This window comes from Streptomyces sp. NPDC058457 (genome assembly GCF_042720695.1).
In the GTDB taxonomy this organism is placed as follows: domain Bacteria; phylum Actinomycetota; class Actinomycetes; order Streptomycetales; family Streptomycetaceae; genus Streptomyces.
In genome coordinates this window covers 23,052-46,651 of record NZ_JBHXLU010000063.1, presented here as the reverse complement: position 1 = coordinate 46,651, position 23,600 = coordinate 23,052, and the positions used below count along the sequence as shown (strand labels likewise).

The 23,600-nt window shown below is 70.9% G+C and carries 20 protein-coding genes; 6 read left to right on the top strand and 14 right to left on the bottom strand.

Annotated elements, in window-relative coordinates; genetic code table 11:
• The first annotated feature begins 220 nt into the window (after positions 1-220).
• The 3 genes from pta (at position 221) to pyk (ending at position 5,080) form a co-directional block, all read left to right on the top strand.
• Complete coding sequence (gene pta / locus ACFWPS_RS36795) at positions 221-2,347, top strand: phosphate acetyltransferase (RefSeq protein WP_383713521.1); 2,127 nt, start codon at positions 221-223, stop codon at positions 2,345-2,347.
• The gene (locus ACFWPS_RS36790; protein ID WP_383713518.1) at positions 2,344-3,579 is read left to right on the top strand and encodes an acetate kinase; all 1,236 of its coding nucleotides are present in this window, start codon (positions 2,344-2,346) and stop codon (positions 3,577-3,579) included. The genes pta and ACFWPS_RS36790 overlap by 4 nt, the downstream gene beginning before the upstream one ends.
• A gap of 73 nt (positions 3,580-3,652) precedes the next feature.
• Positions 3,653-5,080 (top strand): pyruvate kinase, encoded by a 1,428-nt coding sequence (gene pyk, locus ACFWPS_RS36785; RefSeq protein WP_383713516.1) that lies wholly within the window; start codon positions 3,653-3,655, stop codon positions 5,078-5,080.
• A 158-nt stretch (positions 5,081-5,238) separates the two neighbouring features.
• Here the strand turns inward: pyk and ACFWPS_RS36780 are convergent, their stop codons facing one another.
• The 4 genes from ACFWPS_RS36780 to ACFWPS_RS36765 form a co-directional block, all read right to left on the bottom strand.
• Positions 5,239-6,597, bottom strand: a complete 1,359-nt coding sequence (locus tag ACFWPS_RS36780; RefSeq protein ID WP_383713513.1) for a hypothetical protein — start codon at positions 6,595-6,597, stop codon at positions 5,239-5,241.
• On the bottom strand, positions 6,587-7,171 hold the full coding sequence (locus ACFWPS_RS36775; RefSeq protein ID WP_383713510.1) for a DUF6114 domain-containing protein: 585 nt from the start codon (positions 7,169-7,171) through the stop codon (positions 6,587-6,589). The genes ACFWPS_RS36780 and ACFWPS_RS36775 overlap by 11 nt, the downstream gene beginning before the upstream one ends.
• A 143-nt stretch (positions 7,172-7,314) precedes the next feature.
• Complete coding sequence (locus ACFWPS_RS36770; protein ID WP_383713508.1) at positions 7,315-7,962, bottom strand: DUF6230 family protein; 648 nt, start codon at positions 7,960-7,962, stop codon at positions 7,315-7,317.
• 646 nt (positions 7,963-8,608) lie between these two features.
• On the bottom strand, positions 8,609-9,580 hold the full coding sequence (locus ACFWPS_RS36765; RefSeq protein WP_383713505.1) for a tetratricopeptide repeat protein: 972 nt from the start codon (positions 9,578-9,580) through the stop codon (positions 8,609-8,611).
• A gap of 251 nt (positions 9,581-9,831) precedes the next feature.
• Between ACFWPS_RS36765 and ACFWPS_RS36760 the strand changes: the two genes are divergently transcribed.
• On the top strand, positions 9,832-10,461 hold the full coding sequence (locus ACFWPS_RS36760) for a TetR/AcrR family transcriptional regulator (RefSeq protein ID WP_383713502.1): 630 nt from the start codon (positions 9,832-9,834) through the stop codon (positions 10,459-10,461).
• Positions 10,462-10,495: 34 nt separating this feature from the next.
• Here the strand turns inward: ACFWPS_RS36760 and ACFWPS_RS36755 are convergent, their stop codons facing one another.
• The 7 genes from ACFWPS_RS36755 to ACFWPS_RS36725 form a co-directional block, all read right to left on the bottom strand.
• Positions 10,496-11,188: a hypothetical protein gene (locus ACFWPS_RS36755; protein WP_383713500.1), complete on the bottom strand. Its 693-nt coding sequence runs from the start codon at positions 11,186-11,188 to the stop codon at positions 10,496-10,498.
• Positions 11,185-11,613 (bottom strand): DUF6086 family protein, encoded by a 429-nt coding sequence (locus tag ACFWPS_RS36750; RefSeq protein ID WP_383713497.1) that lies wholly within the window; start codon positions 11,611-11,613, stop codon positions 11,185-11,187. The genes ACFWPS_RS36755 and ACFWPS_RS36750 overlap by 4 nt, the downstream gene beginning before the upstream one ends.
• Complete coding sequence (locus ACFWPS_RS36745; RefSeq protein ID WP_383713495.1) at positions 11,601-15,404, bottom strand: hypothetical protein; 3,804 nt, start codon at positions 15,402-15,404, stop codon at positions 11,601-11,603. The genes ACFWPS_RS36750 and ACFWPS_RS36745 overlap by 13 nt, the downstream gene beginning before the upstream one ends.
• 460 nt (positions 15,405-15,864) lie before the next feature.
• Complete coding sequence (locus tag ACFWPS_RS36740; RefSeq protein WP_383713493.1) at positions 15,865-17,565, bottom strand: methylmalonyl-CoA mutase; 1,701 nt, start codon at positions 17,563-17,565, stop codon at positions 15,865-15,867.
• Between the two features lie 91 nt (positions 17,566-17,656).
• A complete protein-coding gene (locus ACFWPS_RS36735) occupies positions 17,657-18,001 on the bottom strand; it encodes a DUF3817 domain-containing protein (protein WP_383713490.1) in 345 nt (114 codons plus the stop codon).
• 66 nt (positions 18,002-18,067) lie between these two features.
• Complete coding sequence (locus ACFWPS_RS36730) at positions 18,068-18,577, bottom strand: MarR family winged helix-turn-helix transcriptional regulator (protein ID WP_383713487.1); 510 nt, start codon at positions 18,575-18,577, stop codon at positions 18,068-18,070.
• 205 nt (positions 18,578-18,782) lie between these two features.
• Positions 18,783-19,985, bottom strand: coding sequence for an MFS transporter (locus tag ACFWPS_RS36725; RefSeq protein ID WP_383713485.1), 1,203 nt, complete (start codon positions 19,983-19,985; stop codon positions 18,783-18,785).
• 100 nt (positions 19,986-20,085) lie between these two features.
• Between ACFWPS_RS36725 and ACFWPS_RS36720 the strand changes: the two genes are divergently transcribed.
• The gene (locus ACFWPS_RS36720; RefSeq protein WP_383713482.1) at positions 20,086-21,075 is read left to right on the top strand and encodes a DUF5937 family protein; all 990 of its coding nucleotides are present in this window, start codon (positions 20,086-20,088) and stop codon (positions 21,073-21,075) included.
• A 107-nt stretch (positions 21,076-21,182) separates the two neighbouring features.
• Positions 21,183-21,440: a DUF6193 family natural product biosynthesis protein gene (locus tag ACFWPS_RS36715; RefSeq protein ID WP_383713480.1), complete on the top strand. Its 258-nt coding sequence runs from the start codon at positions 21,183-21,185 to the stop codon at positions 21,438-21,440.
• An 11-nt stretch (positions 21,441-21,451) separates the two neighbouring features.
• Here the strand turns inward: ACFWPS_RS36715 and ACFWPS_RS36710 are convergent, their stop codons facing one another.
• From ACFWPS_RS36710 to ACFWPS_RS36700, 3 genes are read right to left on the bottom strand one after another with little or no spacing between them, the layout of a single operon-like run.
• Positions 21,452-22,102 carry a TetR/AcrR family transcriptional regulator gene (locus ACFWPS_RS36710; protein WP_383713477.1) on the bottom strand — a complete coding sequence of 217 codons (651 nt, stop codon included), beginning with the start codon at positions 22,100-22,102 and terminating at the stop codon, positions 21,452-21,454.
• Entirely contained in the window at positions 22,099-22,779 is a 681-nt protein-coding gene (locus ACFWPS_RS36705) for a DUF4166 domain-containing protein (protein ID WP_383713474.1), read from the bottom strand. The genes ACFWPS_RS36710 and ACFWPS_RS36705 overlap by 4 nt, the downstream gene beginning before the upstream one ends.
• Positions 22,776-23,519 (bottom strand): hypothetical protein, encoded by a 744-nt coding sequence (locus ACFWPS_RS36700; RefSeq protein WP_383713471.1) that lies wholly within the window; start codon positions 23,517-23,519, stop codon positions 22,776-22,778. The genes ACFWPS_RS36705 and ACFWPS_RS36700 overlap by 4 nt, the downstream gene beginning before the upstream one ends.
• Positions 23,520-23,600: the final 81 nt, after the last annotated feature.

Here is a 23,600-nt window from a genome sequence, read left to right as displayed (position 1 = left end):
GGTGTGTCTCCTGCTCGCTGTCGTTGCCGGTGAGCCGATCCGATTGTTTCATGCCGTACTGGGCATCGCCGATTCCGGGACTTCGCTCTCCCGCCCCTGGCAGGGACCGTACGGGGACCGGGACTGGCGGGCGCCTTATCTATGTCCAGGGGTATTGTCAAGAGGGTTCCGCTCACCCCGGTGGGCGATTTTTGTGCGGCTACAGAGACGGAGTGCACACGTGACGCGCAGCGTGTACGTGACCGGGATCGACCGCGGCGACGGCCGCCAGGTGGTCGAGCTGGGCGTGATGGAACTGCTGACCCGGCAGGTCGACCGGGTCGGGGTCTTCCGCCCGCTCCTCCATGACGGTCCCGACCGCCTGTTCGAGCTGCTGCGTGCCCGGTACCGCCTCTCCCAGGACCCGGCGACCGTCTACGGCATGGACTACCACGAGGCCTCCGCCCTCCAGGCCGAGCGCGGCGCCGACGAACTGGTCTCCACCCTCGTCGACCGCTTCCACCTGGTCGCCCGCGACTACGACGTCGTCCTCGTCCTCGGCACCGACTTCGCCGACACCCAGTTCCCGGACGAGCTGTCCCTGAACGCCCGGCTCGCCAACGAGTTCGGCGCCTCGGTGATCCCGGTGGTCGGCGGCCGCGACCAGAACGCGGAGTCGGTGCTGGCGGAGACCCGGAACGCGTTCCGGGCGTACGACGGTCTCGGCTGTGACGTGCTGGCGATGGTCGCCAACCGGGTCGCCCGCGAGGACCGCGACGAGATAGCCGAGCGGATCGACGGGCGGCTGCCGGTGCCGGTCTACGTGCTGCCCGACGAGCCCGCGCTGTCCGCTCCGACGGTCGCCCAGATCGCGCACGCGCTCGATGCGAAGGTGCTGCTGGGCGACGACTCGGGGCTGGCCCGGGACACCCTGGACTTCGTGTTCGGCGGCGCGATGCTGCCGAACTTCCTGCCCGCCCTGACCCCGGGCTGTCTGGTGGTGACGCCCGGGGACCGCGCCGACCTGGTCGTCGGCTCGCTGGCCGCGCACAGCGCCGGCACCCCGCCGATAGCCGGCGTGCTGCTCACCCTGAACGAGCGGCCCACCGACGCGGTCCTCACCCTCGCCGCCCGGCTGGCCCCCGGCACCCCGGTGATATCCGTGCCCGGCAACAGCTTCCCCACCGCCGCCCAGCTGTTCTCCCTGGAGGGGAAGCTGAACGCGGCCACCCCGCGCAAGGCGGAGACCGCGCTCGGCCTGTTCGAGCGGTATGTCGACACCGCCGGCCTCAACAAGCGGGTCTCGGCGCCGAGCACCGGCCGGCTCACCCCGATGATGTTCGAGCACAAGCTCCTGGAGCAGGCGCGTTCCGACAGGCGCCGGGTCGTGCTGCCGGAGGGCACCGAGGCTCGGGTGCTGCATGCGGCGGAGGTGCTGCTGCGCCGTGGGGTATGTGACATATCACTGCTCGGGCCCGTCGACCAGATCCGCAAGAAGGCCGCCGACCTCGGCATCGACCTGGGCGAAGCCCAGCTGATCGACCCGGCCACCTCGGAACTCCGGGACGGCTTCGCCGAGCAGTACGCCCTGCTGCGCGCCCACAAGGGCGTGACGGTGGAGCTGGCGTACGACGTGGTCGCCGACGTCAACTACTTCGGCACCCTGATGGTGCAGGAGGGCTTCGCGGACGGCATGGTCTCCGGGTCGGTGCACTCGACGGCGGCGACCATCCGGCCGGCCTTCGAGATCATCAAGACCAAGCCGGGGTCGTCGATCGTCTCGTCCGTCTTCTTCATGTGCCTCGCCGACAAGGTGCTGGTCTACGGCGACTGCGCGGTGAACCCGGACCCGAACGCCGAGCAGCTCGCCGACATCGCCGTCCAGGCGGCGGGTACGGCCGCTCAGTTCGGCGTGGAGCCGCGGATCGCGATGCTGTCGTACTCCACGGGTACGTCGGGTTCGGGGGCGGACGTGGACAAGGTGCGGGAGGCGACCGAGCTGGCGCGCTCCCGGCGGCCGGATCTGAAGATCGAGGGGCCGATCCAGTACGACGCGGCGGTGGAGCCGTCGGTGGCCGCCACCAAGCTGCCGGGTTCCGAGGTCGCCGGGCAGGCCAGCGTGCTGATCTTCCCGGACCTCAACACCGGCAACAACACCTACAAGGCCGTGCAGCGGTCGGCCGGCGCGATCGCGGTCGGGCCGGTGCTCCAGGGGCTGCGCAAGCCCGTCAACGACCTGTCCCGGGGCGCCCTCGTCCAGGACATCGTCAACACCGTCGCCATCACGGCGATCCAGGCCCAGCACCCGGCCGAGTCCCCGGCCGGGTCCCCGGCTGCGTCCCCGAGCGAGAAGGCAACCGCCCAGTGAGCCACCGTCCGACCCGTGTCCTCGTCCTCAACTCCGGCTCCTCGTCGGTGAAGTACCAGCTGCTGGACATGCGGGACAGCAGCCGTCTCGCGGTGGGGCTGGTCGAGCGGATCGGCGAGCAGACCTCGCGGCTGAAGCACACCTGCTTCGGCACCGGTGACACCCGCGAGGCCCTCGGGCCGATCGGCGACCACGAGGCCGCCCTGAAGGCCGTCGCGGATGAACTGGCCAAGGACGGCCTCGGCCTTGACTCGCCGGAGCTGGCCGCGATCGGGCACCGGGTGGTGCACGGCGGGATGTTCTTCACCGAGCCGACGGTGATCGACGACGCGGTGCTCGACGAGATCGAACGGCTGATCCCGGTCGCCCCGCTGCACAACCCGGCCAACCTGACCGGGATCCGCACCGCGCAGGCGCTGCGCCCGGACCTGCCGCAGGTCGCCGTCTTCGACACGGCGTTCCACACGACCATGCCGGAGTCCGCGGCGCGGTACGCGATCGACCCGAGGATCGCCGACCGGTACCGGATCCGCCGCTACGGCTTCCACGGCACCTCGCACGCGTACGTGTCCCGGGCGACCGCGAGGCTGCTGGGAAAGACACCGGAAGAGGTGAACGTCATCGTGCTGCACCTCGGCAACGGGGCGTCCGCGGCGGCCGTCCAGGGCGGGCGGTGCGTGGACACCTCCATGGGCCTGACGCCTTTGGAGGGACTGGTGATGGGAACCCGTTCCGGCGATCTGGACCCGGCCGTCATTTTCCATTTGGCACGAGTTGGCGGAATGTCCATGGACGAGATCGACACTCTTCTCAACAAGAGGAGTGGTTTGTTCGGTCTGTGCGGTGACAACGACATGCGGGAGATCCGGCGCCGGATCGACGAGGGCGACGAAGAGGCACGGCTCGCCTTCGACATCTACGTTCACCGCCTGAAGAAGTACGTCGGCGCGTACTGCGCCGTCCTCGGCCGGGTCGACGCGGTGGCCTTCACCGCGGGCGTCGGCGAGAACGCGGCCCCGGTGCGGGAGGCCGCCATGGCGGGCCTGGAGGGTCTGGGGCTCGCGGTCGACCCGGAGCTGAACGGCGCCCGAGGGGACGAGCCGCGGCTGATATCGCCGGCCGGTGCGCGCGTCGCCGTCGCGGTGGTGCCGACGGACGAGGAACTGGAGATCGCGACCCAGACGTACGCGCTCGTCGGCACCGGATCGGCACCGGTCGGAAATAACAGCTGAGCACATTAGCGCCCATTTGTATCTTCCACCAGACGGAATATTCCGTAGCGAAACAAACCGATAGGATCGCCCCATGCGCCGTTCGAAAATCGTCTGTACTCTCGGCCCTGCGGTCGACACCCACGAGATGCTCGTCGCCATGATCGAGGCCGGCATGAACGTGGCCCGGTTCAACTTCAGCCACGGCTCGCACGCCGAGCACCAGGGGCGGTACGACCGCGTCCGGGCCGCCGCCAAGGAGACCGGCCGGGCCATCGGGGTCCTCGCCGACCTGCAGGGCCCGAAGATCCGTCTGGAGACCTTCGCCGAGGGACCGGTGGAGCTGGAGCGCGGTGACGAGTTCGTCATCACGACCGAGGACGTCCCGGGCGACAAGACCATCTGCGGTACGACCTACAAGGGCCTGCCGGGCGACGTCTCGCGCGGCGACCAGATCCTCATCAACGACGGCAACGTCGAACTGAAGGTCCTGGACGTCGAGGGCGCGCGGGTGAAGACGATCGTCATCGAGGGCGGTGTCGTCTCCGACCACAAGGGCATCAACCTGCCCGGCACGGCCGTCAACGTGCCCGCGCTGAGCGAGAAGGACATCGAGGACCTGCGGTTCGCGCTGCGCATGGGCTGCGACCTGGTCGCGCTGTCCTTCGTCCGGGACGCCAAGGACGTCAACGACGTCCACCGGGTCATGGACGAGGAGGGCCGCCGGGTCCCCGTCATCGCCAAGGTGGAGAAGCCGCAGGCGGTGGAGAACATGGAGGACGTCGTGATGGCGTTCGACGGTGTGATGGTCGCGCGTGGCGACCTCGCCGTCGAGTACCCGCTGGAGCGGGTCCCCATGGTGCAGAAGCGTCTGATCGAGCTGTGCCGGCGCAACGCCAAGCCGGTGATCGTGGCGACCCAGATGATGGAGTCGATGATCACCAACTCCCGTCCGACCCGCGCCGAGGCCTCCGACGTGGCCAACGCGATCCTGGACGGCGCCGACGCGGTCATGCTGTCCGCCGAGTCCAGCGTGGGTGCCTACCCGGTCGAGACCGTCAAGACGATGTCGAAGATCGTGCAGGCGGCCGAGCAGGAGCTCCTGAGCAAGGGCCTGCAGCCGCTCGTCCCGGGCAAGAAGCCGCGCACCCAGGGCGGTTCGGTCGCCCGTGCCGCCTGCGAGATCGCCGACTTCCTCGGCGGCCGCGGCCTGGTGGCCTTCACCCAGTCCGGCGACACCGCCCGCCGGCTGTCGCGCTACCGCGCCCAGCAGCCGATCATCGCCTTCACCACCGACGAGAACACCCGCAACCAGCTCACCCTCAGCTGGGGCGTGGAGTCGCACGTGGTGCCGTTCGTGAACACCACGGACGAGATGGTCGACATGGTCGACCAGGAGCTCGCCAAGATCAACCGCTTCAACCCGGGCGACACCGTCATCATCACGGCCGGTTCGCCCCCCGGTGTCTCCGGCACCACCAACATGCTCCGCGTCCACCACATCGGCGGCATCAACAAGTGACGCTCCCGTAAGGGGCCTGGTACGACGCCGAGGGCGCCTCCTGCGACAGGGGGCGCCCTTTCCGAAGGGCTCGGACAGCACTGTGGCCCGGTCCCGCGCGAGGCGGACGACCGGGCCACAGCTCTTTGCGCGGCTCCCGAACGGGTCTGTGGCGGCGGTCAGCCGGTTCCGTCGGTCGTGTAGACGTGCATCCCGGGGATGTGCAGGGTGCCGCCGAACTGGGCGGCCTGCGTGACCTTGACGTTGGTGAAGTAGATCAGCGGGATGTTCAGCGGCGGCGGGTTGTCCACGTCGAACGTGATCGGGATCAGGCCGAAGAGGTTGCCCGAGATGGACTCCGTGTACATCGTCGTGGAGCCGTCGCGGATCGTGGACGTGGAACCGGAGGCGCCCTGCACGTGGTACGTCTTGCCGATGGTCTTGTCCTTGACCGTCTGGTGCAGGTCACCGATGTCGGTGCCGCCCGAGATGACGTACTTCAGCACCTTCTTCGTCTTGCCGCTGGCCGTCTTCACCGTGACGATGCCCTGGTAGTCGGCGCTCTTCAGCGTCAGCGAGCTGGCGCTCAGGTACCAGGGGTCGTCCGCCACCGGCACCTTGTTGTCGACACCGCTCACGTCGTCGGTGGCGGCCTCGCAGTCGGCAGCCGACGTGGTGGAGCTCGCGGAGGCGCTCGGCGAGGCGCTGGAGGTGGCGTCCGCGGCCGCCTTGGTGGCGTCGTCCGCCGCCTTGGTCGCCGTGTCGGTGGTGTCCTTCACGGTGTCCGTGACCGCCTTGACGGTCTTGGAGACGGTGTCCGAGGCCGAGCCGGAGTCGCTGCTGCCGCTGTCGCTGCTCGACGACGTGTCCGACGAGGACGACGAGTCCGCCGAGGCGGAGGCCGACGGCGACGGGGTCGCGGTGGAGTCCGACGAGGACGAGCTCGTCGTGCTGCCGCCGCTGAGGATGCTGCCGATCGCGTCCCCGATCGAGTCCAGCAGACCGCCACTGCTGCTGCTCGCGGAGGCGGACGGCGACGGGGTGGCCGTGCTGCCCGAGTCCGACGAACCGGAGGAACCCGAGTCGCCCGAGGACGAGGACGACTTGGAGGCGGACGGCGTCGGCGTGGCCGCATCGCCGGAACCTGAATCCGACGAGGAGGACTTGCCGGACGACGTCGAGTCCTGCGCGTCGGACGAGGCCGTGGCGGACGGCGTGGCCGAGTCCGTGGCGCCGTCGCTCGCGCTCGCCGAGGCGGAGGGCGAGGCGGAGTCCAGGGCCGCGACGCAGTCCTTGTAGTCCTCGGCGAGGCTCTTCGAGGACGCCGACGACGTGCTGTTGCTGTCGGCGATCGCGAGCGTCGACGTGAACCCGAAGCCCATGAGCACGGCCGTCGGCATCGCCACGGACGCTATCGCCTTGCCCGCGGGCATGTGGAACCTGGTGAACAGCGGCTTCTTGGGTGCCGCATGGCGCGGCCCGGTTCTCACACGGGACTCGTCCACATCAGTCCCGTGGGTCACCTCGTCAGCCGGCACTGTGCCTCCCGTTCGCCCCGTTCACCGGGCTCGTTCCTGACAGGTCGTTCTCCCCCAGTGCATCGAGGGCCTGGGAGGTGCCCCCAGCGTCCACGCCGTCCGGACCCGTGTAGTAGGCGGCCTCCTCCGGGGCGTCGTCCCCGGCCGGCGGGATCTCGCCCTCCGGCTGCGGCTTCGGGGGCGCACCCGGGGACCAGGCCACGGCCATCGCACCGCCGACGAGGGCGAGCAGGAAGCCCATGACGAAGCCACCGAAGTTGGACACGGGGAGGGACACCAGCGCCAGCAGGATCGCGGCGATACCCGCGAACGTGCGGATGTGCTTCTGGTACCAGAGGCTGATGCCCAGGACGACGAGCAGCACGCCGATGATCAGGGATCCGGCACCCGCGGTGGTCGCCATCGCCACCGTGAGGTTGCCGATCTGGAGGTGCGCGTACGGGAAGTACATGATCGGGAAACCGGCGAGCAGGATGTACAGACCGGCCCAGAACGGCCGTGTGCCCCGCCAGGAGCGGAACTGCAGCCTCCGGCGGGTGAACTGGCCGGGTGCGGCAGGAGTCTCGGCGCTCATGGAAAACAGCTCCCTGGTGCGGCGTTGCTGTGGTGGTGATGGTGTGTGTGGTGCGGTGGTGGTTCCTTGTACCGCGTGTGAAGATCGTGGGGAGAAGGTGGAGGGCGGGGGTGCCGTCGGCTCCCCCGCCCGTCACAGAGTGCTTAGTAGCACTCCGCTCCCGACGTCGAGATCGACATGTGCAGACCGCTGAGCTTGAAGGTTCCGGCGGTGGTGGCCCACGCCGTCTGCTTCACGCCGGACAGCGAGGCGTGGTCCGCCTCCTGCGCGAACCCGTACGGGTTCGTCTGCTGCTTGTTGACCTCGTCCGACTTGACGCCGGGACCCTTGGTCGAGCTACCGGCCGCGACACCAATGTTGATGTTGGTGAACGTCGCGTCGGCGCTGAGGTCGTCAAGGTCGATGTACAGCTTGCTGGCCTCGACCGGCTTGCTGGCACTGGTGCCCGCGTGCAGGATCAGGCTGACGTTCCCGAAGATCGGGACGTTCGGCGTGACCACGGACTGGCACAGGTTGGTGATGGTCGCGGTGTTGAACGCCGAGACCGCCACCGGGTGGATGGTGCTCTTACCCGCGAGGGTGTAACCCGAGTCGACGGCACCGTACTGAACGAAGCCGTCGCCTTCGAGCTGGTCGGCCGTGACCTTGAACTGCTGGCCCGACACGCTGAACGACGCGGCGAGAGCACCCTGCGCGAGGGCGACACCTATACACGCCGTGGCGGCAACGCTGGGCACCATGACCACAGCGAAGCGCTTCCATCTGGTCCCGCCACGCACCTGGGACTCCATATTTCCTCCTTCTCGGACGTACATCTCCTGGCCCGGTATTCGCCCCCAACGGCGGCTCGGCCGGGCAGGGATGGGAGAAGTGCTACGTCCTCGGAAGGGGAGCGCCCGCACTCGGAGGCACGAACCGCACCTCGATCACCGGCGATCACCCCCGAGCGACAACCACTGGTCGCGCCTGACACGCATCACGCACAACCTTGCTGGACAGGCTTCGCCGTAGAGCGAAGACCCCCCTGCCCAAGAGCCGGCGTCACTGCCGCCGACTCTGCTCGGTGGGGACCCACATGAACCCTTGGCCCGACCGGCTGTCGGGGTACGGGAATGGACCGAGCGTCGCCGATCGTGGTGCATTCTCGCCGCCCGCACAAGGGGCTTCGTTACTGGGTAGTAACGGCCGGATAACCGAAGGACGACCCACCGGTCTCGGAGAGCAACTCTGGGTGGCATCCGGGGGCAGAGCAAAGCAGTTGATCAGTGGACAGAACCAGACAGACCAACAGCCCTGATTTACTCCGAGTAACAGCGGCCGCGATTACCAAGATTTGGTAAAGAGCGGCCGCTGTGGCCCCGTGTCGGCAAATCTTTCACTCGGGCATCACAGGACGTGACGTTTAGCGACTGGTCAGAACCGTGTTCAGACTGTGATTCAGAACAGCGCCCGCGCCAGCGCCCGGCGCGCCCCCACGACCCGGGGGTCGTCGGTGCCCACGACCTCGAAGAGCTCAAGAAGCCGCCGCCGTACGGCATCCCGGTCGTCCCCGGCCGTCCGCTGCACGGTCTCGATCAGCCGCCCGAAGGCGTCCTCGACATGCCCGCCCACCAGATCCAGGTCGGCGGCCGCGATCTGCGCCTGGGCGTCGGCCGGCTTCTCGGCCGCGTCCTTGCGCACCGCCTGCGGGTCCATCCCCTGGACCCGCTGGAGCAACTCGGCCTGCGCGAGCCCCAGCTTGGCCTCGCTGTTGGCGGGATCGTCGGTCAGCACGTTCTTGTACGCCTGGACCGCACCGCCGAAGTCACCCGCGTCCAGCGCCTGGACGGCGGCTTCGAGGAGCGCGTCGTACGGCCCCGCCGGCATCGCGGGCTCCGGCTGGGCGCCCGGCTCCGCGTCGGGGTCGACGACGAGCCCGGTCAGCCCGAACCGCTGCTCGGCGACCTGCACCAGCTGGTCCAGCGTCTCGCGGATCTGCTCCTCGGGGGCCGCGCCCTGGAAGAGCGGCAGTGCCTGCCCGGCGACGACGGCGAACACCGCCGGGATCCCCTGGATCCCGAACTGCTGCATCAGCATCTGGTTGGCGTCGACGTCGATCTTCGCCAGCAGGAAGCGGCCGTCGTACTCGACGGCGAGGCGCTCCAGGACCGGGCTCAGCTGCTTGCAGGGCTGACACCACTCGGCCCAGAAGTCGATGACGACAGGGACTTCGGCGGACCGCTGCAGGACATCGCGCTCGAAGCCGGCTTCGTCGACGTCGATGACCAGGTCGGACGGGGAGACGGCACCGGCCCCACCCTGCCGGGCCGCTTCGGCGCGCGTCTGCTCGGCCTTGGTCTTGGCCTCCTGGGCCGCCTTGACCGCGGCGAGGTCGACGACGCCGCTCATGGACATGTTCCGTGGCTGCATGCGTCTATCCTCCCCCGTTCCCGCGCGTGTGTGTCCCACGGTCCGGAGACAACCCCCGGACCCCGGCCGTTCCCTGCATCGAGCTCTTCATCTGGCGCCGGGTCCCCACCCCACGCCGTGGTCGTCGCCCGTGCGGTCACTCACGAGCTTTCGCTACGACCCGTAGCGTAATGCCATGGGAGGTCCGCGCGACACCACATTCCGGTGATCTCCCTCACGGCATCACATGAACCGCCGGTTATGGTCGTGGGATGCAGAGCCGCACCCCCGCAGGCCGTACCGGCCGCCCGCGCAGCGCCGCCGCGGACGCGGCGATCCTGGAGGCCACGCGGCAGGCGCTGGTCGAACTGGGCTGGTCCAAGCTCACCCTTGGAGACGTGGCCACGCGGGCCGGGGTTGCGAAGACGACCCTCTACCGCCGCTGGGCGGGCAAGAACGAGCTCGTCGTCGACGCCGTGGCGGAACTGTTCGACGAACTCGAACTCCCCGACCGCGGCAGCCTGGCGAACGACATCGAGGGCGTGGTGCTGCAGTTCGCGGCGATCCTGGACCGCCCGGAGGCCCGGAGCGGCCTGATGGCGGCGGTCGCCGAGTCGACCCGGGACGACGCGCTGCGGGAACGTATCCGCTCTTCCATCGTGGACCGCCAGAAGCGGCTGGTGGTGGCGGGCCGGGAACGCGCCCAGCAGCGCGGCGAACTCCCCGAGCAGAGCGACCCGTGCGAGGCGGACCGCACGGCGGACCTCATCTTCGACGTGGTGGCCGGCTCGGTGGTGCATCGCGCCCTGGTGAGCGGCAAACCGGCGGACGAGGAATGGGCGCGCGGCCTGACGAGGATCCTCCTGCTGGGCCTGGCGGGAGGGACCCAGAACACCCCGTAGGCGTCCCGCGTCCCTCCCACCGGTCCTTCAGGGGTCAGCCTCCGAGGCGTCCCACCTGGGCGTCCACCACGGCATCGGGGATCGCCCCGTCCTCGGGGTGCAGCATGTTCACCCCGTAGAACCCCGCGACGACGTCTCCCGACCGGACCACCCGGTAGTTCATCGTGAGCCGCTGCCTGCCCACGTCGGCGGTCACCCGGAAGGCGGCCTCCCCGGATCCGGACGACCTGACGCGCTCGACCGAGTGGTAGGTGAGCCCAGCGGTCGTGAAGGAGCCCCCGCACGTGTCCACGGCGGTGTCGACGGCGTCCAGCACCCGGGCGGCACGGCCGTCGCCGTACGAGGACAGCCAGACGTTCCCGACGGTCGCGTTCTTCGGGTCGACCGGCTTGACCGTGCGGAACACCTCGGCGGCCGGCTTCTCCGGGAGGTGACCACCGATCAGCGCGCCGATCGGCGCACACTCCTTGCGGTTCACGGCATACCCGCCCTCGGGCGGGACGTCCCGCGCGGCCGTCCTGGTCACCTTGTATCCGGCGACAGTGCCCGCCAGGGCGGCCTCGTCGAGGGCGGACTTGCCGAGGGCCGCCCTGCCGGGCACGGTGCCTGCCGGCCCGGTCGCCGGCCGCGTCCGCGTCCTGTCCCGGTCCGAGTCCGCACCACAGGCGGCGGTGGTGACGAGGACGGCTCCGACGAGCACGGCCGTGATCCTCGTGGTCGTCCTCATGCCTCGTCGCCCCAGAAATGGACCCCGCCGTCCTGCTGTTCCACGATGTGCCCGCGCAGCACGCGGTCCCTGTCGCGCGCCCACTCCAGGTAGGCGCGTTCGGCCGGACTGGCTCCGGTGATCTCGATGCCGCTCCGGTCGGCCAGCATGATCATCACTGGCAGCAGTCCGTCGAGCAGGGACATGAACTCGCGGTGACCGGTGGAGCCGCGCCTCCTCAGCGCGGCCCCGACGAACACGGCGTACCGGGCCGTGTCCACCTTCACCCAGTCACCGGTGATGTCGTCGAGTCCGGTCGGCACCTTCAGGACCAGGGAGCCCAGCGCGTTGACACCGCCCATGAAGAGCTGGCCGACCGCCAGGGCCGGTTCCCAGACGTCCTCGTCGGTGTCGCTCACGGTGAAGATGTAACTCAATTCGGCCACCAGAATCGGATGTCGAGGTCGGGGTTGGCCCGGCGGAGTTCCGCGATGCGCTGCTCCACCAGGGGCTTCAGACCGGGGTTGATCGTGTTGATCGCGGGGTCCTCGAAGCGGATGCCGATGGGGGCGCCTTCGTAACCCCGCAGGAAGGGGCGGGCCCGCCGGTAGGAGGCGATCTTCTTGCCGACGTGCTTGTTCACCCACTTCTCCATCTGCTCCTGGGTGAGCCTGACGGTCGTGACCGACTTGTTCTCCCACAGCACACCGTCCTTGACCAGGTCGATGTCGCCGATGGTGTCACTCAGGTCGGTCGGGTTGTCGATCTGTACCTCGGTGTCCCCCTCCTTCATGTGGTACTTGCCGTCGGAACCGAGCTTCGGGCGGTTCTTGTCCGGGAACGTGATGTTCTTGCAGTTCTCGGCGCCGGGATGGCTGCACGGCGTGCTGGACTTGCCGATCGAGCCCTTGTCGGGCTCCTTCTTCGCCGCCTCGATGGCCTTGCGGAGCTGGTCCAGCGTGCGCTTGCCCCACTCCGCCTCCTCGAAGAACTTGCCGATCTTCGAGCCGACGAGCGCGATCGCCTTCGTCACCGCCGGAAGCTTGCCGACCAGCGCGACCAGGCTCGCCGCGTTGACCAGGGTCCACAGGCAGCTCTCGACGTCACCCTGGCCGAAGCAGCGCTTGGCGTCGTTGACACCGATGACCTCCAGGAGGACGTCGGCGCCGTTCTTCCTGATCCAGTCGACGACGGACGCGGCGACCGCGGCACTGGCCGCGTCCCAGTCGTCCACGCATGCCTGACCGCAGGTCTTGAGCAGCAGAGCTCGGTCGTCGGCGGTCAGCCGGGCGTCGGCGCCGGAGACACCCGTGTCGCCGCTCGCCATGGCCTTGCGGCGCTCCTCCGCCAGCCTCTGGCGCTCCGCCTCCTCCGCGCGGGCCGCCGCCTTCTGGGCGTCGCCGGCCGCCTGGCCGGCGTTGTCGGCGGCGTCCTGCGCACCGGCCGCGTCACTCGCCGCGCTGCGCGCCGAGAAGTCCGCCGCGTCCGCCTGGTCCGTCGCGTCCCTGGCGGCCTGCCGGGCCCCTGCGGCGCTCTTCTCCGCCTGCGTGGCCTCGTTGTCGGCGGCCGCGGCCTCCGCCTGGGCGCTGTTCGCCGACAGGGTGGCGTTCACCGCGCTGCCGCCGGCCGCGACCGCGTAACCGTCGGCGTCGTCCGCGAGCTTCGTCGCCGCGTCGGCCGCCGTCCGCGCCTCCTTGGCCGAGGCCTGCGCGTTCTTGTAGGCGGTCGCGGCACGCGAGGCGTCCTTCGCCGCCTGCGCCGACGCGGTGGCCGCGGCCTTGTCGTCCTTGCCCGCCTTGTCCGCGAGGGCCTGCGCCTCCTTGGCCATGCGCTGTGCCTCGGCGGACTTGGCCTCGGCCGCCGTGGCCTGCTGCTCGGCGAGGGACAGGGCCTGCTGCCCCGTCAGGACCGCGAACGCGGCGGCGGAGTCGGTCTCCTGGTACGCCGTCCCCATGGAGATCGCGGTCGTCGCCGGCGCCCGTGCCTTGTCGGCCGAGTCGCGGGCGGCGAGCGCGGCCTGCGTGGTCGCGTACGCCTCGCCGACGGTCTCCGCCGCGGACCTCGCCGTCTTGAGGGCCTCGTCGTGCGCGGCGACCGCGTTGTCATGCGCGGTCTTCGCCTGCTCCTTGGCCTTCGCGGCCTCCTCGCCGGCCTTGCGCGCGTTGTCCGCGGCCTCCCTGGCGGCCTCGATCGCGTCGGCCGCCGCGGCGTGCGCGGTCTGGGCGGCGCTGAACGCGCCCCAGTAGGAGTCCCAGGCCTCGTCCGCTGCCTTCCGGGACTTCGTCGCGCTGGCCTTGGCCCTGGTGGCGGCGGCACGGGCGTTGACCGCCGCCGTCGTGGCGTCGGCGGCGGCGCTGCGGGCACCGGCGGCGTCGGCGGCGGCCTGGTCGGCGGCGGAACGAGCCTCGGTGGCGGCCTTCTTGGCGTCGGCCGCGGCATCGGTGCCCACGGCAGCCGCGGCGGCCGACTCCAGGGCGGCGGCACGGGCCTCGTACGCCTTCTGCGCCTGTTCGGCCTGGTACGCCTTGTCCCGGGCGAACTCGGCGTCCGACTCGGCCTGTTCGGCGGCGATCCGCTTCGCGGAGGCGGTGCCCGCCGCGCTGTCGGCATCACCTCGGGCGCCGGTCGCCGAGGTCTTCAGCCCCTCGGCCCGCCGCTCCGCGGACTCGGCCCTGCCGCGCTCCGAGGCGGCGGTGGCACGGTAGGCGGCGGCGTTGGCCCGCTCCAGTTCTGCGGTGGTCGCCTTGGCCGCGGCGTTCTCGGCCTGCTGACGGGCGATCTCCTTCTGCTCGGCGGCGGTCTTCTGCGCGTTCTTGGCCGTCGTCGCGTTCTGGGCGGCCCTGGTCGCGTAGGCCTCCGCGGAGTCCGCGGCGCTCTTGGCCTGGCGCGCGGCCTCCTCGGCGGCCACCCGGCGGAACTCCGTGTTCACCGCGTGCGCCTTGGTCTGCGCGAGTTTGAGCAGGGTGGCCGTGTCCTTGGCCGTGGCCTTGGCCGCGTCGGAAGCCGCCTGGGCCGCCTGCGAGGCCGCCTCGGCCGCGGCGGACGACGCCTTGGCCACCTGCACGGACTGCTGCGCGTACACCAGACCGCGCCCGCGCGGCTCCTGCCGGGAGTCGGCGATCTTGTAGGCGTCGCCCTGCGCGGTGTCGGCACGCCCGGCTGCGGCCTTCGCCGTGGCAGCCGGCTTGACGGCCTTGTCGGCGGCCGCGGCGGCGTTGGTACGGGCCTTCGTGAGGTCCTTGCCGGCTTTGTCGAAGACGGTCTTGGCGGGGCGCAGGATGTCGTCGGCCGGCCGGGCGGCCCAGTACTTCTGCCACAGCAGGATCTGCTCGGCGAGCCAGGCCTGTCCGACGGAGTCGATCATCGCGTCGGTGGCGTCGCGCACGGCCTTCGAGGAGTCCGACTCCGCCGTGATGATCGTGGCCCGCTGCGCGGCCTGGGCGGCGTACTCCTGCTCCCACTCGGCGCCGGCGGTGAGCATGACCTGGTTCATGACCCGGCGCGCGTCGACCGGGTTGAGGCTGTCGCAGGCCCCGAACGCGCCCTTGAGTGCCTCGGCCTCCACCCGGAACTCGGCGGTGTCCGCCGCGGGCGCCTGGTCGGGATAGCCGCCGTGCCGCAGGTAGTAGGCGAGGTCGGAGGCCGTCGTGTTGCGGTACGTGGACCGGTCGGCGCCCTTGAGCGTGTCGGCGGCCGCCTGGTCGTTCCAGGTGTCCTTGCCCTTGTTCGCGTTGTAGACCGCGGTGGCCTGGTCGATGACCGCCTTGCTGGGCACGGCGTGGCCGTCCTGCCCGAAGCCGTTCAGCAGGTCCAGGCCGGCGCCGACCGTGAAGTCGGTGACGGCCTTGTCGAACTCCGGTGCGTCCAGCGTGATCTGGTCGCTGTCGGAGGTCTGGGCATAGACCTTGTTGGCGGCTTCGAGATCCGACTTGCGCTTGCGGGAACGCTCCAGATAGGTGGAGACGGAATCCCGGTCGGTGACCATCGCGGCGCCCATCTGGGCGTAGTTGTCGGCCGGAGTGCCGATGACCGCGTGGAGTTGGCCGTCGGTGCCCGTCAGGCCCTCGATCGCCTTGGCCTTCATCGTCGGACCGCCGGCATGCAGGGCGAACCCGGCGGTGCAGCGGTCGAGTCGGGCCTGTTCGCCGATGCTGTTGCGGTAGAAGCCGGTGTCCTGCTCGTCGGCGGCGCGTGGCGCGCCGGACGCGGGAGCGACGGCTATCAGGCCGGCGACCACGGAGGTCGAGACGGTGAGGACGGTGGCCGCGGTGAGCCGTTGCCGAAGCCGACGTCTGTGACGCGGTGCTGTTTTCGACCGCGCTGATGTGTGCACTGCTTCCCCCTCGGAAGTGGCGAATGCCGACGGCACGTCGGGGGGAAGCAGGGCACGTCCCGGCCACAGCCGGTGTCACGGATGCGTGGCACTCCCCCAGGCGCGCCGAGATGAGGGCGTCACGACCATGCGGACTGGTCAGATCCGGCCGGACGCCGGGATCACCATAGACATGGGCTTGACCCGGAGATCAAGCGCCCTTTGCCTTGAACACTCACCGACGGTCACCGCGGCGGCGCAGGCCCGGCAGGGGAGATCGAGGACACATCCTGTGTACGCCCTGTGCGGTGCCGCGTTCACCGTCTCCCCGCCGCACGCACAGAACGTCACCATGAGGCGGACGTCACAGAGCGACGCCCGTCCGTCAGAACCCCGCCGGTTCCGTGTACACCCCCCACTCGTCCCGCAGCACCCCGCAGATCTCGCCCAGGGTCGCCTCGGCCCGTACGGCGTCGAGCATGGGCTCGATCATGTTGGCGCCGGACCGGGCGGCGCCGAGCATCGCGTCCAGGGCGGTGCGCACCGCGCCCTCGTCCCGTGCGGCCCGCCGGGCGCCCAGCATCCGTACCTGTTCCCGCTCGACCTCGTGCGAGACCCGCAGGATCTCCAGGTCCCCGGTGACGGACCCGGTGTGGACGTTCACGCCCACGACCCGTTTGTCGCCCTTCTCCAGCGACCGCTGGTACTGGAAGGCGGACTCGGCGATCTCGCCGGTGAACCAGCCGTCCTCGATGCCCCGCAGGATCCCGGACGTGACCGGCCCGATCGGGTGCCGCCCGTCCGGACGGGCCCGCAGCCCCCGCTCCTTGATCTGGTCGAAGATCTTCTCGGCGTCGGCCTCGATCCGGTCGGTGAGCTGCTCGACGTACCAGGAACCGCCCAGCGGGTCCGCCACGTTGGCGACCCCGGTCTCCTCCATGAGCACCTGCTGGGTGCGCAGCGCGATCTCGGCGGCCTGCTCGCTCGGCAGGGCGAGGGTCTCGTCGAGGGCGTTGGTGTGCAGCGAGTTGGTCCCGCCGAGCACGGCCGCCAGCGCCTCCACGGCCGTCCGCACCACGTTGTTGTACGGCTGCTGGGCGGTCAGCGAGACACCGGCGGTCTGCGTGTGGAAGCGCAGCCACTGCGACTTGTCCGACCGGGACCCGTACACGTCCCGCATCCACCGCGCCCAGATCCGGCGCGCGGCGCGGAACTTGGCGATCTCCTCGAAGAAGTCGACGTGCGCGTCGAAGAAGAAGGAGAGACCGGGCGCGAAGACGTCCACGTCCAGGCCGCGGCTGAGCCCCAGCTCCACATACCCGAAGCCGTCCGCGAGCGTGTAGGCCAGCTCCTGCGCGGCCGTGGCACCCGCCTCGCGGATGTGGTAGCCGGACACGGACAGCGGCTTGTACGCGGGGATGCCGGCCGCGCAGTACTCCATCAGGTCGCCGATCAGCCGCAGATGGGGTTCGGGCTGGAACAGCCACTCCTTCTGGGCGATGTACTCCTTGAAGATGTCGGTCTGCAGCGTGCCGTTCAGCACCCCCGGATCCACGCCCTGCCGTTCGGCGGCGACGAGGTACATGCAGAAGACGGGCACGGCGGGCCCGCTGATCGTCATGGACGTCGTGACGTCGCCCAGCGGGATGTCCTTGAACAGGACCTCCATGTCGGCGGCGGAGTCGATGGCGACCCCGCAGTGCCCGACCTCGCCCAGCGACCGCGCGTCGTCCGAGTCCCGCCCCATGAGGGTCGGCATGTCGAAGGCCACGGAGAGACCGCCGCCGCCGTTGGCGAGGATCATCTTGTAGCGCTCGTTGGTCTGCTCGGCGTTGCCGAACCCGGCGAACTGGCGGATGGTCCAGGTCCGCCCGCGGTAGCCGGTCGGGTACAGCCCGCGGGTGAAGGGGTACTCCCCCGGCCAGCCGATCCGCTCGAATCCCTCGTACGTGTCCCCCGGTCGGGGCCCGTAAACCGGCTCCACGGGGTCACCGGAGAGCGTGGTGAAGTCCGCGTCCCGCTTGCGGGCCGTGTCGTAACGGGCCTGCCAGCGTCGGCGGCCCTCCTCGATGGCGTCAGCGTCCATACCCTCGAATTTACTAGGACGTCCAAGTAAATGTCGATGGAGAACCGCCGCACGGGTGTCCGTACGGCGGTACGGCCCGGGGGCCTGCGGCTTAGGCCTGGACCTTCGCGGCCACCGGAGCGCCCTCGGTGACCTTGGCGTCGAGCTCGCGGGTGACCTTGCGCTCCACGAAGAAGGCGGCGGTCGGGATGGTCCCCGCCAGCAGCACCCACAGCTGCTTGCCGACCGGCCACTTCGCCTTGGAGCCCAGGTCGAAGGCGAAGACCAGGTAGACGACGTAGAGCCAGCCGTGCGCGATGGCGACGACGCGCGTGACATCGGCCGCACCGTCGATGTCCAGCCCGTACTTGGCGATCATGCTCAGGCACAGCAGCACCAGCAGCACACCGGTGACATAGGCCAGGACGCGGTAGCGGGTCAGCACGCTCTTTTTCATGGGGACGAGCGTAACCACCCGTTCCGGGAGATCTTGTCCCGGGTCACCGCTCGACGGACGGCGGGTTCACTCCTCGTCGAAGTCGTTCGCGGCGACCCGCAGCGGGCGCAGCATCGCGAAGATCTCCCCGCACTCCTCGGCGTCGTACACCCCGAGCCCGAAGTCCATCGCCATCAGGTCGCGGGTGGCCGCCTCGACGACCTCGCGGCCCTTCTCGGTGATCGTGGCGAGCGTGCCGCGCCCGTCGTTGGGGTTGGGCCGCTTGTCGACCAGACCGGACTTCACCAACCGGTCGACGGTGTTCGTCACCGAGGTCGGGTGCACCATCAGCCGCTCGCCGATCTTCGACATCGGCAGCTCGCCGGCCTTGGAGAAGGTGAGCAGCACCAGCGCCTCGTAGCGCGCGAACGTCAGTCCGTACGGCTTGACCACCGCGTCGACCTCGGCCAGCAGGATCTGCTGGGCCCGCATGATCGAGGTGATCGCGGCCATCGACGGGACGCTTCCCCAGCGCCGCTTCCAGAGATCGTCGGCTCGGGCGATGGGGTCGAAGGGAAGACTGAGAGGCTTGGGCACGTCACCGACCCTACCGGCCGGTCATATAGCGGTCAGCCGTGTCTCGGCTTTCGGTCACCTTTGCGACGGGCACCGCCGCACGCCTGCCAGGACAGCCACCACGGCACCGCCGGCGGGCCCGCCGGGGCAGCCGCCACGAACACCGAAGGCAGGCCTACCGGGGCAGCCATCACGAACACCGAAGGCAGGCCTTCCAGGGCAGCCGTCACGGCACCGGCCGTGGTGTCCGGCGGGCCGCCGCCGCGAGGCCGCAGCAGCACACCGCCCCCACCGCCCCGGCCCCCGCCACCGTGGCCCGCACCCCCACCGCCTCCGCGGCCACCCCCGCCAGCGTCATTCCGACACCCTGGACGGTCATCAGCCCGGCACTGAGCACGGTCATGGCCCGGCCGCGCAGCTCCTCGGGCACGGCCCGCACGAACCACTGGTCCAGGCCCAGCGTGTACGCCGACCCCGCCCCCGCCGTCACCAGGAGCAGCAGCGAGACGGCGAGGGACGGGTGCAGGGCGTAGCCCAGGTAGGGCAGCAGGGCGAGGCAGACCAGCGGGAGGGCGATCCGCTCCCGGGCGGCCGGGCCGAGCCGGGCGCCGGCGTACAGCTCCCCGGCGACCGTGCCGATGGGCAGCGCGCACATCAGCAGGCCGAGCCCCGGGGATCCGGTGCCGAGCGCGTCGGCGTAGGGGGCGGCGAGCGCCTCGGGGACGACGGCGAACATCGCCGGGATCCAGAAGAGGAGGAGCAGGCGGCGGACGCGGCGGTCGGCGAGCAGCTGCCGGGTGCCGCCGTGCTCCCGGGTCCGGACGCGGGCGGGGCGGTGCCGGGTGCCGAGGCGCAGCAGCGCGGCCGAGGCGAGGAAGGTGCCGACGGTGATCAGCAGGGCGTGCCGCGGGGCGAGCACGGCGAGGAGCAGTCCGCCCAGGCCGTAGCCGGCCAGCAGCGCGCTCTGCGCGACGATCCGCAGCAGGGAACGGCCGAGCACGAACAGCTCGCCGCCGCCGAGGACGTCGGAGAGGGTCGCCATCCGGGTGCCGGCGAACACCGGCGAGACCACGGCGAGCGCGCAGCGCAGCCCGAGCAGCACCCCGATGCCGGTTCCCGGGACCGCCATCACGGCGACGCACCCCGCGCACACCAGGTCGCACACCACCAGCACCCGGCGGGCCGGGAACCGGTCGGCGACCGGGGCCAGCAGTGTGCCGCCGACCAGGTAGGGCAGAAAACCCAGCGCGAAGGTCAGGGCGCTGAGCAGCGGCGATCCCGTGAGGTCGTACACCAGCACGGACAGCGCGATCTCGCTGACGATCACGCCGAGCATGGACAGGACATGGGCGGCGAAGACGGCACGGAACTCGGGTACGGCGAGGACCCGGCCGTAGCCGGCGGGTCGCTCCAGGGCAGGCGCGGACATGGACGGCAGCGTGCCCTCGCCGCGGCCGCCGGCTTAGAGTTTCGGCACCAGCCGAATCTTCCGCTCCGCCGCCCTCCGCCGCTACGTACGGGACCCCGCCATGCCCTCTCACCTCCACTTCGACGAGGACGACTTCCTCCGGTGCCGGTTCGCCGTGTCGCCGCTGTGGGAGACACAGGAGGCGGTGCGCACGCTGCGGCGGCCGGACCGGCACGGCTATCACGCGCCCTGGCTGCGGCGGATCAGGGCGGTGGCGGCCGGTCTCGACCTGACCCCGCTGTGGCTGCTGATGCCCCGGCGCGGTCACTCCCCCGACTGGCTGGTGGCGCCGCCGACCGGTCCGGCGGCCTCCGTCGAGGAGGAGCTGGCGGCCCTGCGGGCGGTGGACCCGGAGACGGCCCGGGCGGACACCGCGCGGTCGCTCGCGGACACGCCGGGCGCGTCGGAGTCGGCGACGGCCCGGGCCTGGCTGGCCGATCCGCCACGCATGGTCCGGGAGCTGACGGACGCGCTGGAGGCGGCCTGGCGGATCCTGGTGGCCCCGGACTGGCCCCGGCTGCGGGCCCTGCTGGAGGCGGACATCGCCTTCCACTCCCGGCGGCTCGCGGAGGTCGGCCTGGGCGGGCTGCTGCCGGAGATCCACCGTCGCTGCGGCTGGCGGTCCGGGACGCTGACCGTGGAGTCGCCCGGAGCCTACGAGCGGCACCTCGGCGGGCAGGGCCTGGTGCTGATGCCGAGCGTGTTCACCTGGCCGGACGTGATCAGCACCTTCGACCCGCCGGCCCGGCCCACGCTGGTCTACCCGGCCCGGGGCATCGGCGGCCTGTGGACCGACCCTGCCGACACCACGCCCGACACCCTGGTACGGCTGCTGGGCCGCGGCCGCGCCGCCGTCCTGGCCGCCCTGACCGAACCGGCCACCACCACCGCCCTCGCCCACCGGCTGCGCCTCGCGCCCTCCTCGGTCTCCGCGCACCTGACGGTCCTGCGCGACGCGGGACTGCTCACCTCCCACCGCTACGGCCACCAGATGCTGTACGAGCGGACCCCGCTGGGCATCACGCTGGCGTCCGGGACGTCGGGCGGCTGACCCGTGCCACGATGAGGCCCATACCCGAAGCACCCGACGCGGCCACCGCCCGGCGGTGACCGCTCGAACGACGCCCGGACACCCGTGGCTGTCCGACCGACGAACTGGTGGAGATCGCGCACGCGGCCCACGCCGAACCACGGCTGCGCGCCCTGTACCCCTTCCCGAGCCACGGCGGCCTGCACTTCCTGCGCGGTCTGCCCGGTGAGGTACGTCCCGGCGAGCGCCTTCCGCACGTCCTCTACGGCCCGCCGCCGTACACGGTCTACTCGTCCGACCTCACCGAACTGGGCGAGGTCGCGACGGCCGAGGAGGCCGTCGCGCTACTGGTCGCGCACCTGCCGCCCGAGCCGCGGCAGCCCTGAGCTCGGCAGCGCTAACCGCGGCCGACGCGGCGCAGCCGGTGCCGGACCGCGCGCTGGGCCACCGGGCCGAGTTCCTCCAACGCGGCCACCAGCGCGCCGAGTTGCTCCAGGGCGTCCAGGGCCGCGTGGGCGCCGGTCGCGTCGACGCCCTCGTACAGCTCGATGCCGACGAAGGACGCGGCGACCGTGCGGGCGAGCCCGGCCGCGTCGGTGAACTCCCCGAAGGGCGTGGCCGCGAGGACCCGGACGAGCACCTCCTCTATTTCGGCGATCCACAGGTCGAGCCCGGCCGCCGTGGCGGGCCTGAGCGCCTCGTGGGTCTGGGCGCCGGCCAGCAGCTGCCCGAGCAGGGCGACATGGCCGCCCGCGCGCGCCTCCTCGTGGATCTGCCGCCCCACGGTGAGCAGTTCGGCGAACGAACCGACGGCGGCGAGCCGGGGACGGAAACGGGCGACGGCCTGCTCGGCGCCGTACCGGCAGGCCGCGGCGAGGAGTTCGTCCACGGATCCGAAGTGGTAGAAGACCAGTGCCTGGTTGACCCCGGCGGCCGCCGCCACCGTGCGGGCCGAGGTCTTGGCGATCCCCTGCTCGGTGAGCGTCCGCAGCGCGCCCTCCAGCAGCTTGTTCTTCGTCTCCAGGGACTTGGCGGTCTCCGGGCTCACGCGCGCGACTCCTCACGCACCGGCCGCAGCCCGGGCCGCACCCCGCGGCCGCGGATGCCGGTGTACGACGCCTCGAAGGAGCCCTGGTAGCCGAAGAGCGGCCCGAAGTACCGGTTCACGACCCGGACCTGGATGCGGAAGCGGCCGGCCCGGTCGTCGTAGGACTCGCGCACCTCGGCGGTGGCGCCGACGAGTTCGGGGACGCGGACGTCCACCGGGCCCTCCCTGAAGCGGTGTTCGCCGGAGCGGATCAGCAGGGAGCCGTCGGACTCGGCGCGGAAGTGCAGTTCGCTGGCGAGGTGCTGGTGGGTGCCGAGGTAGTCGAGGATGCGATCGCCCTTGGGGCTGAGCACCATCTGGGCGTCGAAGCGGCGGGGGCGGCCGGGCAGGTCGAAGGTGCGCACGAAGGTCACCGTCTCACGGCCGTAGCTGTCCGCGTAGGGCACATTCTCGATCTTGAAGGGGACGTTCCTGGCGGCCTTCGGGACCAGGATGTTGCGGGTGGTGCCCAGCGCCAGGAACGGCTTCACGAAGGCCCCGCCGTGCCAGATCCGGTCCATCACGCCGTGGCCGGTGCAGGCCTCGCCGCTCGCCAGGCCGACCGAGAAGCGACGCTGCAGCTGCGGGTGCAGCCGGTCGAAGTCGGGGCCGAGGACGGTGCGGAACATCGAGGTCATGGCTGCTTCTCCAGGGTGCGCAGGATGCGCGGGGCGGTCACTCGGGCGGGCGGGGTACGCAGGCAGCGGCGGGCGGCCGGGGTGGTGGCGAGGGGCGACTTGACGAGGGCCAGGAAGAGGGCGACGACGAGCAGGAGCGGGACCAGGAAGGCGACGGTGGGCGCCAGGGCGCCGAGGACCGGGCCCCGGGTCAGGCCGGTGCCGCAGCCGGCGATCGTCAGCGCTCGGACCGCCATCTCGGCCAGCCAGTTCCACCGTGCCCGTTCCGGGGTGATCCCGCGCTCCAGCCACAGGCGCAGCCGGTCGAAGGACCAGGCGGTCGCCCAGCCCATCAACGGGCGCAGGACCAGGCGGTCGGCGAGCGCGCCGACGGCGCCCCACCGGGGCCGGTAGTCGTAGCCGGTGAGGAAGCGGATGCCCTCGGGGGCCGGGACGTACCGCCAGTAGCCACTGCCCTCGGCGAGCAGTGAGAGCGGGTCCGGGGAGGCGAAGCGCAGGGCGGAGGTGCGGGTGCCGTCGGGGCGCTCCTTCTCCCCCGCGGAGACACCGGTGCCGGCGATCGTCAGGAACGGCAGCACGCGCGTGGCGTAACGGAAGCGCCGCGGCTCGCCCTCCGTGCTCGGGAGGTAGGTGATCTCGGTGAACCTCAGGTCCCAGCGCTGGTGCTGCCCGGGGTCCTGGGTGTGTGCCCACAGTTCGTCGAGGTCGGCGCGGATGTGCGCCTCTATGTAGAGCCCCATTGGTGTCGTACCCCCGTCACCTGGTCTTTTGAGCTCATTTTGAGCGATCGCTCAAGTACTCCGAGACGAAGTTACCAATTT